The organism is Photobacterium sp. DA100 (genome assembly GCF_029223585.1).
In the GTDB taxonomy this organism is placed as follows: domain Bacteria; phylum Pseudomonadota; class Gammaproteobacteria; order Enterobacterales; family Vibrionaceae; genus Photobacterium.
The window spans coordinates 983,280-995,909 of record NZ_CP119423.1; the positions used below are offsets into that span (position 1 = coordinate 983,280).

At 53.4% G+C, this 12,630-nt stretch carries 14 protein-coding genes and 1 other annotated feature; of the genes, 2 read left to right on the forward strand and 12 right to left on the reverse strand.

The window, feature by feature from the left end; genetic code table 11:
• Positions 1-46 precede the first annotated feature (46 nt).
• From hisIE to PTW35_RS05030, 10 genes are all read right to left on the reverse strand, one after another.
• Positions 47-673 (reverse strand): bifunctional phosphoribosyl-AMP cyclohydrolase/phosphoribosyl-ATP diphosphatase HisIE, encoded by a 627-nt coding sequence (gene hisIE / locus PTW35_RS04985; protein ID WP_281026769.1) that lies wholly within the window; start codon positions 671-673, stop codon positions 47-49.
• A complete protein-coding gene (gene hisF, locus PTW35_RS04990) occupies positions 670-1,443 on the reverse strand; it encodes an imidazole glycerol phosphate synthase subunit HisF (protein ID WP_281026770.1) in 774 nt (257 codons plus the stop codon). Before hisF ends, hisIE begins: the two co-directional genes overlap by 4 nt.
• A gap of 17 nt (positions 1,444-1,460) precedes the next feature.
• Positions 1,461-2,195 (reverse strand): 1-(5-phosphoribosyl)-5-[(5-phosphoribosylamino)methylideneamino]imidazole-4-carboxamide isomerase, encoded by a 735-nt coding sequence (hisA, locus tag PTW35_RS04995; protein ID WP_281026771.1) that lies wholly within the window; start codon positions 2,193-2,195, stop codon positions 1,461-1,463.
• 20 nt (positions 2,196-2,215) lie between these two features.
• Positions 2,216-2,851, reverse strand: a complete 636-nt coding sequence (hisH, locus tag PTW35_RS05000; RefSeq protein WP_281026772.1) for an imidazole glycerol phosphate synthase subunit HisH — start codon at positions 2,849-2,851, stop codon at positions 2,216-2,218.
• Entirely contained in the window at positions 2,851-3,921 is a 1,071-nt protein-coding gene (gene hisB / locus PTW35_RS05005) for a bifunctional histidinol-phosphatase/imidazoleglycerol-phosphate dehydratase HisB (RefSeq protein WP_281026773.1), read from the reverse strand. Before hisB ends, hisH begins: the two co-directional genes overlap by 1 nt.
• A 16-nt stretch (positions 3,922-3,937) precedes the next feature.
• On the reverse strand, positions 3,938-4,990 hold the full coding sequence (hisC, locus tag PTW35_RS05010; protein WP_281026774.1) for a histidinol-phosphate transaminase: 1,053 nt from the start codon (positions 4,988-4,990) through the stop codon (positions 3,938-3,940).
• A gap of 1 nt (position 4,991) precedes the next feature.
• A complete protein-coding gene (gene hisD, locus PTW35_RS05015; RefSeq protein ID WP_281026775.1) occupies positions 4,992-6,305 on the reverse strand; it encodes a histidinol dehydrogenase in 1,314 nt (437 codons plus the stop codon).
• 3 nt (positions 6,306-6,308) lie between these two features.
• The gene (gene hisG / locus PTW35_RS05020) at positions 6,309-7,205 is read right to left on the reverse strand and encodes an ATP phosphoribosyltransferase (protein ID WP_281026776.1); all 897 of its coding nucleotides are present in this window, start codon (positions 7,203-7,205) and stop codon (positions 6,309-6,311) included.
• A 35-nt stretch (positions 7,206-7,240) separates the two neighbouring features.
• Positions 7,241-7,378 (reverse strand) — a sequence feature (His leader region).
• Positions 7,379-7,771: 393 nt separating this feature from the next.
• A complete protein-coding gene (locus tag PTW35_RS05025; RefSeq protein ID WP_281026777.1) occupies positions 7,772-8,290 on the reverse strand; it encodes a YchJ family metal-binding protein in 519 nt (172 codons plus the stop codon).
• The gene (locus PTW35_RS05030) at positions 8,287-9,519 is read right to left on the reverse strand and encodes an HDOD domain-containing protein (RefSeq protein WP_281026778.1); all 1,233 of its coding nucleotides are present in this window, start codon (positions 9,517-9,519) and stop codon (positions 8,287-8,289) included. The genes PTW35_RS05025 and PTW35_RS05030 overlap by 4 nt, the downstream gene beginning before the upstream one ends.
• Before the next feature lie 210 nt (positions 9,520-9,729).
• Between PTW35_RS05030 and PTW35_RS05035 the strand changes: the two genes are divergently transcribed.
• The gene (locus PTW35_RS05035; protein WP_281026779.1) at positions 9,730-10,632 is read left to right on the forward strand and encodes a sulfite exporter TauE/SafE family protein; all 903 of its coding nucleotides are present in this window, start codon (positions 9,730-9,732) and stop codon (positions 10,630-10,632) included.
• 168 nt (positions 10,633-10,800) lie between these two features.
• Entirely contained in the window at positions 10,801-11,235 is a 435-nt protein-coding gene (gene tnpA, locus PTW35_RS05040) for an IS200/IS605 family transposase (RefSeq protein ID WP_039460255.1), read from the forward strand.
• 112 nt (positions 11,236-11,347) lie between these two features.
• Here the strand turns inward: tnpA and lpxH are convergent, their stop codons facing one another.
• Complete coding sequence (gene lpxH / locus PTW35_RS05045; protein ID WP_281027434.1) at positions 11,348-12,076, reverse strand: UDP-2,3-diacylglucosamine diphosphatase; 729 nt, start codon at positions 12,074-12,076, stop codon at positions 11,348-11,350.
• Between the two features lie 40 nt (positions 12,077-12,116).
• Positions 12,117-12,614 carry a peptidylprolyl isomerase gene (locus PTW35_RS05050; RefSeq protein WP_044622830.1) on the reverse strand — a complete coding sequence of 166 codons (498 nt, stop codon included), beginning with the start codon at positions 12,612-12,614 and terminating at the stop codon, positions 12,117-12,119.
• Positions 12,615-12,630 lie beyond the last annotated feature (16 nt).

A 12,630-nucleotide genomic window follows, 5' to 3' on the forward strand; every position in this document is an offset into this window, starting at 1 on the left:
AGCCCAGATTATTCTGGGCTTCGTTTTATTGGGACCATTGTTACGGCTACTTGTGGCGCTCTTGCAGCTTGGCTGTGACATCCGACAGGGACATCCCTTGATCTTGCAGCAGTACCAACAAGTGGTAGATCAGATCGGCTGACTCACAGACTAGCTCCGCCTTGTCACCCGACGTTGCCGCAAGCGCGACTTCAACCCCTTCTTCGCCCACCTTCTGCGAAATCCGCTTGGTACCACGGGCATACAGGCTGGCAGTGTAGGACGATTCAGGATCGGCACCTTTACGAGCAGCCAAGATCTGCTCAAGTTGATGAAGGAACACCAGGGCAGGCTGCTCGACCTGTCCTTCTTCTGCTGTGTCATTGTCAAAACAGGTGGTGGTACCCAGGTGGCAGGTCGGGCCGATAGGGTCGACTTTCACCAACAGGGTGTCCTGATCGCAATCGAGTTTGATGCTTTTTAGCTGAAGCACATTGCCCGAGGTTTCGCCCTTGGTCCACAAGCGCGCTTTGGTCCGTGACCAGAAGGTGACTTGTTTTGTCTCGAGGGTTTTACTCAGGGCCTCGTCGTTCATGTAGCCGAGCATCAGGACTTGGCCACTGGTGTTGTCCTGGACAATCGCCGGAACCAAGCCGTCTACTTTGTCCCAATTGATACTGCTTGCTAGGCTCATAGGCGGATCTCCACATCTTGTTGTTTCAGGTATTGCTTGAGTTCACCGATATTGATGATTTGTTTGTGGAATACCGATGCGGCGAGGGCGCCGTCGACATTCGCTTGCTTGAAGGCATCGGCAAAGTGCACCATCTCACCGGCCCCGCCGGAGGCAATGAGCGGTACATGGCAGACTTCACGCACCATGTTGAGTTGGGTGAGATCGTAGCCGTTGCGCACGCCGTCCTGGTTCATCATGTTCAGGACAATCTCGCCGGCCCCGCGGCGCTGGACTTCTTGCACCCAGTCGCGGGTTTCCCAGCGGGTCGCCTTGGTGCGGTTTTCATCTCCGGTGAACTGGTACACCTGGTATTTACCGCTATCGGCATCGAAATAGGAGTCGATACCGACCACAATGCATTGGACCCCAAACTTATCCGCCAGCTCGGTGATTAAGTTCGGATCGGCCAGGGCTGGCGAGTTGATGGACACTTTATCGGCTCCAAACTGCAGGATACGGCTGGCGTCCTCGGCGGATTTGATCCCGCCGGCGACGCAGAAGGGAATATCGATCACTTCTGCTACGCGGGCCACCCAGCTCTTGTCGACCACCCGGCCATCACTGGAGGCGGTGATGTCGTAGAACACCAGCTCATCGGCTCCTTCCTCGGCGTAGCGCTTGGCAAGCGGGACGATGTCACCGATGATCTCGTGGTTGCGGAACTGAACCCCTTTGACTACCTGGCCATCACGGACATCGAGGCAGGGAATAATTCGTCTTGCTAACATCTTGGTATCTCCTTGCCTCATTCTGCCCAGCAAGCAAAGGCTTGCTCGGCGGTGAACTTACCATCAAGCAGTGCACGGCCGACGATCACGCCACTAACCCCCGAACCTTTGAGGGCCGTGATATCATCCAGTGAGCCGATCCCGCCCGAGGACTGGAATTGAACTTGCGGGTACTGGCCACACAGATCTTGGTATAGCTCGACATTTGACCCTTCCAGCGTGCCGTCGCGGGAAATATCGGTGCACAGTACATGCTGCAGCCCAACCGTTAGGAAGTCTTCGAGCAGGGCTTCTATAGTCACACCAGAGTCTTCCTGCCAGCCGGAAACCGCCACATTGCGTTTACCATCGGCATCGATATTGATATCGAGCGCCAGCACAATGCGCTCTGGGCCGTATTTTTCCATCCAGGCTTTGACTAATTCTGGCTGCTTGACCGCCGTCGAACCGATCACCACTCGTTGAGCTCCGGCATTGAGCAAATCAGCAACATCCTGCTCGGTGCGAACGCCGCCGCCGATCTGGATATTGGCAGGGGTGCTGGCCAATAGCTTACTGATTAAGTCCAGCTGCCGGGCAGAGGTGTCTTTGGCTCCGGTAAGATCAACCAGGTGCAGCCAGGTCGCGCCAGCCTGGTGGTATAGGTTAAATTGCTCGGCAGGGTCGACTTTGTATTCGGTAACCTTGCCGTAGTCTCCTTGAAACAGGCGGACAACCTGACCTTCAATTAAATCGAGAGCGGGAATAATCATAACAAGTCCTTTTGGTGTCCTTACATTTCAAGAAAGTTTTTGATCAGCTGCGAGCCAGCTTTGCTCGAGCGCTCAGGGTGGAACTGGACCCCGTAGTAATTGCCGCTCTGTACTGCGGCGGTAAACGGTTGGCCGTATTCACAGCGGGCAATAGTGCGGCCCTTTTGTGGCGCGTCAAACACCGGCATCGCATAGCTGTGAACAAAGTAAAAATAGCTTTCGGCCGGAATGTCTTTGAACAGCGGGTGATCTGGCTCGGTGCTGACGGTGTTCCAGCCCATGTGGGGCAGGGGTAAATCGCCTGTTTGCATTTTCTTCACCGGAGCGCCACACAGGCCGAGGCAGTTAACCTGCTCGGTCCCGCTCTGGCCTTGCTCTTCGGAGAATTCACCGAGCAGCTGCATGCCAAGGCAAATACCCAGCAGCGGCTTATCGACTTTCTTAACCAGAGTGATAAGGTCCCGCTCCTCGAGGTTTTTCATTGCCTCGCTAGCGGTGCCAACGCCCGGCAGGAACAGTTTGTCCGCCGCCAAAACCACCTCGGGATCTTTACTGACGGTCACCGGGTAGCCCAAACGCTCGATGGCAAAGCGTACCGATGACACATTGGCGCAGCCGGTATCGATGATGACGACTTGTTGGCTCGACGCTGTCATTACAATACTCCTTTGCTGCTCGGTAGCTCGTTGCCTTCAACGCGAATGGCCTGGCGCAGGGTGCGTCCAAAGGCCTTGAACAGGCTCTCGACAATGTGGTGGTCATTGTCGCCGTTTGATGACAGGTGCAGGGTACACGCCAGCGTATCGGTCAGCGAGCGGAAAAAGTGCGAGACCATTTCGGTGGACAAATCACCCACTTGATCACGGCTGAAGGTCGCATCGAACTTGAGGTACGGGCGGCCGGACAGATCCAGTGCACACTGGGCAAGGCATTCGTCCATCGGCAGGCTGAAACCAAAACGGCCAATGCCGCGCTTGTCCCCGAGCGCTTTTTTCAACGCTTCGCCCAGTGCCAGCGCAGCATCTTCCACGCTGTGGTGATCGTCGATGTGCAGATCGCCGTCGACGCTCAGCTCCATCCGAAAGCCGCCGTGGGTTGCGATTTGATCCAGCATGTGGTCGAAAAAGCCCAGGCCGGAACTGATGCGGTTACCGCCCGTTTCGTCGAGGTTCACCTTGACCCGGATATCGGTCTCCTTGGTGGTACGCACTACCTCGGCGATCCGCGGGCGGGTGGTGAGATCTTTAACGATCTGTTGCCAGCCCATGGTCTGAGGGTTGTACTGGATACCACGGATCGCCATGTTTTCTGCCAGTTGCAGGTCGGTTTGGCGATCGCCAATCACCGCCGAGGTTTCAAAATCGACTTTGCCTTGCTGGAGATAGCCTTTGACCAGCCCCAGCTTAGGTTTGCGGCAGCTGCAGTTGTCTTCATCGAAGTGCGGGCAGATCAGGACATCATCGAATTTCACCCCTTGGGATTCGAAGATCTCCATCATCATATTGTGCGGGGTGTCGAAATCCTCCTGCGGGTAGCTGCTAGTGCCCAGGCCGTCCTGGTTGGTGACCATCACCAGTTTGTAGCCGGCATCCTGAAGCTTCAGCAAGGCTGGGATCACAAAGGGTTCCAGCTTGAGCTTGTCGAGGCGATCAACCTGGAAGTCGATTGGCGGTTCAACGATCAGGGTGCCGTCACGGTCGATAAATAAGATTTTTTCCTTGCTCACAGTGTTGTCCTTTCTATTAATTTTGTCCTAGCTGCTCTCGGATGAAGGCCAGTGTTTTTTCGCATTCATCGCGGCTACCGATACTGATCCGGATACAGTTCTCAATTGGCGAGCGACGCAGGATGATGCCGTGGTCCCATAAGGCGTTAAACAGGGCATCTGCATCGGGGAACTTCACCAGCAGGTAGTTACCATAGCCCTCATATACCGTAACGCCTGCCAGCATCCCCAGTCCTGCCTGGAGGTAAGCCCGGTTGGCACTGATATCCAGCACCTGGAACTTGGTCTTTGCGCGACCCGCCGGGGAGAGCGCCTGTAAAGCGATGTCGGTCACCGGAACCGGCACTGGGTAGGGGGCAATGACTTTCAGCAGCAGCTCAATCACCTCGGCATTGGCAAGGGTGAAGCCGCAGCGCAGGCCGGCAAGGGCAAAGGCTTTTGACAACGTTCGCAATACCACCAGGTTCGGGTATTGATCCAGCATATTTGCAGTGGTGGCTTCCGGGCAGAAGTCAATGTAGGCCTCGTCAACCACGACAAGGGCCTTGCCCTGGGTCATATCCAGCAAGGACTCGATATCCTGGCGGTTGAGCAGGTTGCCGGTCGGGTTGTTCGGGCTGCAGACAAAAACCAGCTTTACCCCATCGAGGTTATCGCGGATACCCTCAAGATCCAGCTGCCACTCATCGGTCAGTGGCACTGCCTTGGTGCCCACATCGAAGGTTTCCGCGCTGATGGCATACATGCCGTAAGTCGGCGGGCAATACAGGATGCTGTCTTGGTTCGGCTCGCAAAAGGCGCGGATCAGCAGCTCGATCCCCTCATCGGCGCCGCGCGAGGTCAATACCTGCTCTGGCCGTACCGAGGCATAGTCGGCGTAGGCTGCAATCAGCTCTGTCGGCTGGCAGGTACTGTAACGGTTGAGGCGATCGCACTTGATGCTGTATTCATTGGCAAACGGTGACTCGTTGGCATTGAGCCAGATATCACCGCTGCCACCGAGGCGGCGTGCGGACTGGTAAGGGGTTAGCTCACGGACGGTTTTACGGGCCAGTTGTTCTATTTTCATATTACGCCTCTTTACTTGCAGCTTGTGCCGTGGCCAGTTTTGCAATCCGCACAGTGACGGCACGTTTGTGGGCATCGAGACCTTCTGCCTCGGCGATGGCAACAACGGTTGGGGCCAATTCTTGCAGGCCTTCGGCGCTGAGTTGCTGAATCGTCATGCGCTTGCTGAAATCTGCCAGGCCCAGACTTGAATACGTGCGGGTATAGCCGTACGTCGGCAGTACGTGGTTGGTGCCGGAAGCATAGTCGCCCACTGATTCAGGTGACCAGTTGCCCAGGAAAATCGAACCGGCATTGTCCAGCTGCGAGACCAGATCTCGCGGGTTGCGGGTTTGGACAATCAGGTGCTCTGGACCGTAGTGGTTGGATATCGACACACATTGGGTCAGGCTCTCCGCCACAATCAAGATGCTCGAGCCCAGAGCTTGGCGGGCAATGTCTGCCCGTGGCAGGGCTTTCAACTGTTGCTGAATAGCATCGGCGGTGCGATCGGCAATACTCGGGTCGGGCGTAACCAGGACAACCTGCGAGTCTGGGCCGTGCTCGGCTTGGCTGAGCAAATCGGCGGCAATGAAATCAGGATCGGCACTGCTGTCGGCAATCACCAGTACTTCGGATGGGCCTGCTGGCATATCAATCGCGGCACCCCGGAAATCATTGCTGACCTGGCGTTTGGCTTCGGTCACAAAGGCATTGCCCGGACCGAAGATCTTGTCGACCTTGGCCACGCTCTCGGTACCGTAGGCCATGGCGGCGACTGCCTGCGAGCCGCCGACGTTGTAGATCTCGCTAATACCACACAGCTGGGCGACATACAGGATCTCGTCAGCGATCGGTGGAGGCGAGCACAGCACCACCTGGCGGCAGCCGGCAATTTGCGCCGGGACGCCAAGCATCAAGACCGTTGATGGCAGTGGGGCGCTGCCGCCCGGGATATAGAGGCCCACAGAGTTGATCGGGCGGGTTACCTGCTCACACACCACGCCAGGCTGAGTTTCGACCCGCAGGGTTGGCTGCTTCTGCGCTTGGTGGAAGGTCGCAATATTTTGGTAGGCCTGCTGTAGAGCTTGCTTGATTTCGTCGCTCAGCCTATCCGAGGCCGCCGCGACCTCTTCTTTGCTGACCATGATGCTGGCAGGCTTGATGCCATCAAATTTCTCGGTCAATTCCAGCAGGGCTTGGTCGCCACGGTTGCGGACATCAGTGATGACATCGGCAACAATCGCGCTGATATTTGCCCCCTCGGTGATCGCTGGACGCTCTAGCAGGCTTTCTTGCTGGTTTTCGCTCAGGGATTGCCACACGACTGTTTTCATTGCTTACTCCATCATTTTTTCGATAGGCAGGACGAGGATTGAGCTCGCGCCCAGTTCTTTGAGCTGTTCCATGGTTTCCCAGAACAGGTTTTCAGAGCTGACAAGATGTACCGCGACGCGGCTCTTGTCCTGGGACAGCGGCAATACTGTTGGGTCTTCGGCACCCGGTAGCAGGGCTTTGACTTGGTCAAGGCACTCAGCAGGAGCGTGTAGCATGATGTACTTGGACTCCTTGGCCTGGATCACCCCTTGCATACGGGTGAGCAGGCGCTCAATCAATGCTTGTTTGTCGGCAGACAGCTCACCGGTTTGCTGGATAAGTACCGCTTTGGAGCGCAGGATCACTTCGGCTTCTTTCAGGCCATTGGCTTCCAGCGTTGCCCCGGTCGATACCAGGTCACAGATCGCATCGGCAAGGCCAGCGCGCGGAGCCACTTCCACCGAGCCGTTGAGCATACAGGTACTGAACTTCACACCTTGCTCATCCATGTAGCGCTTCACCAACTGTGGGTAGGTCGTTGCAATACGCTTGCCTTGGAGGTCTTGCGGGCCCTTGTACTCTGCATCTTTGTCGATGGCAATGGAGAGGCGACAGCCACCAAAGTCCAAGCGGCGCAGCTTGATGTAGTCAGCAGGCTCGCCACGGGCTTCGCGCTCAAGGCCCACTTCTTCAAGCTCGTTTTCACCAATGACACCGAGGTCAACCACACCGTCCATGATCAGGCCCGGGATATCGTCATCGCGAACTAGCAACAGGTCGATCGGCATGTTTTCAGCGTGAACCACCAAGCGCTCACCCATCATGTTGAACTTCACACCACAGCGCTTGAGTAGTTCCTGGCATTCTTTACTCAGGCGTCCTTTTTTTTGTATGGCAATTCGTAGTCGTTGTGTCTGCATTGCTTTAATCCCTGTACTCGATGTTGAGTCTAAAAACGAAAAAACCCTCGGAAGATGTCTCTTCCGAGGGTCTTGTAATCTGTGCTTTGACGACCGCTGGAAGAGTGTTTTTTGCGTCTTCCAGAGCGAGGCGTATCCTCCCGAAAGACTAATCAGGATGATGATGGTGATGTAGGTTTACCATTGGGATACGCATAGTTATGTACTCTGTATAAATCATTATTAACGCTTGCTTGTGATTCACACTAACGAAGCTGGATTTATTTTGCAATAGCAATTTTACGGAAATTTTAATTTTTTATCGAGGTAGGCTTTTGTGGCGAATGAATCCCAATCAAATAGAGGCGTAATGCGAAGATCTTATCCGATTTTATGTTTTGTCTTCGGAAAATGAAAAGAGCGGCTTGCAACAAGAAGGTATACGAGTTGTTAACGATTGATGGGCGGGATGAGTGACGGGTGTGCAGGGGTTTATTCGGTTTGGTGAATAACCTTTCTTGGCGACCACTCCCCTATCGAAATAGGGGAGCTGAGCGCGGCTGATTATTCGGGTTGTACAGCTGTCGTTAGCCGCAGCACTTTTTGAATTTTTTGCCACTGCCGCACGGGCAAGGATCGTTGCGGCCGATCTTATCGCTGACTGCCGGTGCCGTTTGGCTCTCATTGGGCGCTGGTGGCTCTGGGTATTCACCATCGATGTAGAACCACTGCCGCTGGCCATTGATGGTTTCGTTGAGGAAGCGAGAACGCTCGTGCAGGCAGTATTGATCGTTGCCGTCTTGGTAGAATGCCTTGAACTCGACAAAACCCTCGTTCTCCGTCGCTATTTCGCTGCTGATCACTTCCAGTCCCAGCCATTGGCTGTGTACTGACTCGGCAATAGCCTCACGGTGCTGCTCTGCTTCGCAGCTGGGGTGGTAGGTCGCCACAACATAATCGACCAAGCCGAGGACGTGGGCACTGTAGCGGGATCGCATCAGCTGTTCAGGATGAACAGCCAGGCTTGGGTTGTGGTGGATCGGCTGGCAGCATTCAGCCAGCGGGCGCTGACTGCCACATGGACATGGCTGGGTTTGTTGGGTCATGGTTTGCTCGGTAAGGTTTGCTCAAAAACAGTGACCCATTTTAAAGATTCGAGGTAGGTCTGCGCAACGACTGATTCATTGACGTTGAGGGCCTGACATAATCGATTGATTGCCTTCCAGTCTGCTTGATCGTAGGCAATGGCTAAGCGCAGTAACCCACCCAGGTGACCCTGGCGGCTGACGAGGGCATGCTGGACGGGAGTGTCGAGTGGCAATTGATCGATCAATGCTTCAATCGGTTGATCAAGGATGCAGTCAAGCAAGGAGAATAAGCCTGTGAGGAAGGCTTGGTTACTGTCAATATCTGCCTGAAGGTGTTGGCTAAGTTGTTCGCTGAAGCGAGCGCGCTGCAGCGACAGGAAATACAGTGACTCGGGCTTGTTTTCGACCGCATGGGCGGTGGCGACGAAGGTAACAAACCGGCGTAGTTTTTCTTCACCCAAATACACCAGAGCCTGTTTGAACGAGGAGATCGGTTTGGCACGGGTGTAGGTCATGGTGTTGACATGGTGAAGTAATTTGTAAGACAGCGTCACATCGGTAGCGATGATCTTTTCGACCTTGCTAAAGTTGACTTCCGAGCGGCTGATTTCACGGTATAGCCTCAGGGTGGTCAGTGCTGAGGGCTTGAGTGCCTTCTTGCGAACAATTTCTGGGCGGCTGAAGAAGTAGCCTTGGAAGAGGTCAAAGCCGGCTTCACTAGCGGCCATAAATTCTTCATAAGTCTCGACTTTCTCGGCCAGGAACGTAATGCGGCTACCTTTTTCTTTGTGCCTGCGAATAAAAAAACCGGCCTTGGCTACCGGCATTACCCGTAGATCAAACTTGATGATGTCAACGAAGGGGATAAAACGGTTCCATTCCGGTGTCGGCGTAAAATCATCCAGTGCCAGTGTGTAGCCGGCATGGTGAAGTTCTTTTACCGCCTCGAGCAGCTCATCGTTGGGTTGGCAGGTTTCCAGTATTTCAATGATAAAGCTTTTCTTAGGGAAAAGCAGAGGAATACGGTTGATCAGGCTGCTGTGAGGGAAGTTGATGAAGGCTTTTTTGCCCGAGGTTACCTCATTATTGCCAGAGCTTAAAAAATTATCAGTCAGCAGGCGGTGAGTCGCTTGCTCATCGCCAATCTCTGGGAAACTGTTTCTCGGGCCGTCTCGGAACAACAGCTCATAACCGATAGTGTCTTTTTCCCTGTTTAATACCGGCTGTCTGGCAAGATATGAATTCATGTAAGCAAATAGTCGTTATTACCTAGTTTCACCATTATGCGTGTTGTTACACCATTTGGTCTATGTATGGCTTTTCGTACAAATTATGACAAAAACCGGCCTATTAGGACAGTCTTACATTTTTTTGGGAAATTGCCATGATGTTACGCATGGAATTATTCGTGTTCATGATAGATAATCCGCGGCTTTCCAAAAAAATTTGTGTAACTCATGACAGTATTTGCAGTCATACAAGCGGGATTGCTTGTAGGTGGACTGGTTTTTATCGCTATGTTGCTCCTTTCATGGCGAAAAAATCGAGAGCAGGAAGCACAAACTAAAATTTTGCCGATTGGCCTTATCGGTGGTTTCGCCAACTTCTGTGACACCTTGGGTGTGGGCAGCTTTGCCATTAAAACCGCAGGTTATAAACAATTCAAGCTGATTGATGACCAGCTGCTGCCGGGTACGCTTAATTGCCAGGCCGTGCTGGCGACCGTGGTTCAGTCCCTTATCTTCCTGACTGCTGTTGACGTCGATCCAACCACGCTGGTTACCATGGTGCTGGCCGCATGCCTTGGAGCGACGGTAGGAGCCCGCCTGGTCTCAAGCTGGGACAGGCAGTTGATCCGCCTGGTGATGAGCGGTGCCCTGCTGGTTGTTGCCAGCCTGATGCTGGCCGGACAGCTCAAGCTGTTCCCGCTTGGCGGCCTAGAGCTTGGCCTGACGGGCTGGAAACTGGCGGTGGCTATTGCCGGTAATTTCCTGTTTGGCGCCCTGATGACGGTCGGTATCGGCCTTTACGCGCCCTGCATGACCATGGTCTACCTGCTGGGCATGCACCCGCTGGCGGCATTTCCTATTATGATGTGTTCTTGTGCCTTCCTGAGTTTTTTCTCGGCAGGTGGCTTTATTCGGATGAACCGCATCAACAGTCGTGCGGCATTGGTGGTGGCCATTACCGGGCCTATCGGTGTGGTGATTGCGGCGTATCTGGTGAAGTCGCTTGATTTGCACTTGCTGGCATGGCTGGTGATTGGCGTGGTGCTCTATACCGCTATCACTATGTATCGCTCGTGGGCAAAAGAGCGCGTACTTGCTGGCAAAGAGGCGCTGGCAGGTTCGACCGAGTAGGGGCTACCCCACCGGATTTGAAAAAGGTACGCATGGCGTACCTTTTTTATTTTCAGCCCTAAACCACCTACTTCAGTAGGTGGTTATCATCCAGCGAGGCTTTGCCTGAAGTACTACTCATGCTAAATGCTCTCTTGATTTTTCGCGAAGTCAAAGAGGACAAATAACATGAGTAGATATAACCAAGCTTCCCACGTATTTTGGCGATGTCAATATCACATCGTATGGACGCCCAAGTACCGCTTCAGGATTTTGAAGAACAATGTGGGTAAAGAGGTTTATCGGTGTATCCAGGTCTATTGTAATCAACTTGGATGTGAGGTCATTGAGTTGAATGTACAAGTTGACCATGTACACCTTGTCGTAAAGGTTCCGCCAAAGTTATCAATATCCAAGTTGATGGGGGTATTGAAAGGCAAAATAGCCTTGAAGTTATTCAGTAAGTTTCCGTATTTGAGAAAGAATAAGCTTTGGGGAAATCACTTTTGGCAAAGAGGCTATTTTGTCGATAGCGTTGGAATTAATGAAGAAATAATCCGGCGATATGTAAGGCATCAAGAGAAGAAAGAGCGTCAAGAACAGGGAGAGTTAGCGCTGAACTAAACAAAGGCCCCCTTCGAGGGGGCTCATGCAAAGCCACCTTCTTTAGAAGGTGGATCTTTTACTGTCACAGTGTTTGGCCGGGCCGCCTGTGTTTGGGAGTAGCTACAGGTCGCTAAGGCTGAAAATCGCGCGTTTCAAGCTGGCAGTGCTGCGGGGTACAAATCAATACAGAGCCATGCTCATACCAGTCGCCTAGCACAATACGGCGTGCATCTTGCCCGTTGACAGACAGCGCGTGCACATCAGGCCGGTGCGTATGGCCGTGGATCATCTGGTTGACTCCCAGCTCTGCCATGATATGGACAACCTCACCGGGGGTGACGTCCATTATGGCCTGGCTTTTGGTTTGATTGGTCTGGCTACTGCCGCTTCGCATCTTCTCACCGATACGCTGGCGATAGCGCAGCGGCAGGCAGAAAAACAGCCATTGAATAAAGCGGTTATGTACCTTTTTGCGATAGCGCTGATAGCCTTCATCGAGCGTGCACAGGGTGTCACCGTGCAGGAGCAGGGTCGGAGTGCCATAGAGATCAACCACAGTGTGCTCGGGCAGCAGCTCGACCCCGGTTTCTTGGCTGAAGCGTTTGCCAATCAGGAAGTCCCGGTTGCCATGGATAAAATAGCAAGGCACGCCGCTGTCGGTAAGCTGGCGGAAGGCTGATTTTATTTGTTGGTGGAACGGGGAATCATCATCATCGCCAATCCACATCTCAAACAGATCGCCCAATACATAAAGGGCATCGATGCCACGGGCTTCGGTGGACATAAAGCGAAGGAAACAGGCTGTGATATCGGGCCTGTCAGCACTCAGGTGCAGATCGGAAATAAAAAGTGTGGTCATAGAAGGGAAGGGTGGCACATCGGCCACCCTTTGTGAAGCATTACTCTTCGATAGTCACGTTGTTGATAACAACTTCTTCTACCGGTACGTCTTGGTGTACGTAGCCCCAGTTGCCCGTTGCAACGCCTTTGATCTTGTTCACTACGTCCATGCCTTCAACCACTTCAGCAAATACGCAGTAACCCCAGCCGTCAGGTGTTTCTGATTTGAAGTCCAGGAATTTGTTGTCGTTGACGTTGATGAAGAACTGAGAGCTTGCAGAATGCGGCTCCATAGTGCGCGCCATAGCCAGTGTGCCGACTTTGTTGCTTAGGCCGTTGTTAGCTTCGTTCTTGATTGGTGCACGAGTTTCTTTTTCTTCCATGCCTGAAGCCATACCGCCGCCCTGGATCATGAAACCATCGATAACGCGGTGGAACAGGGTGCCGTTATAGAAACCGTCACGGCAGTACTGTAGGAAGTTTGCACAGGTCTCAGGTGCTTTTTCAGTGTTTAGTTGGATTTTGATGTCACCAAAAGTAGTGTGAAGCGTTACCATGAGCTTGTCCTTTAAA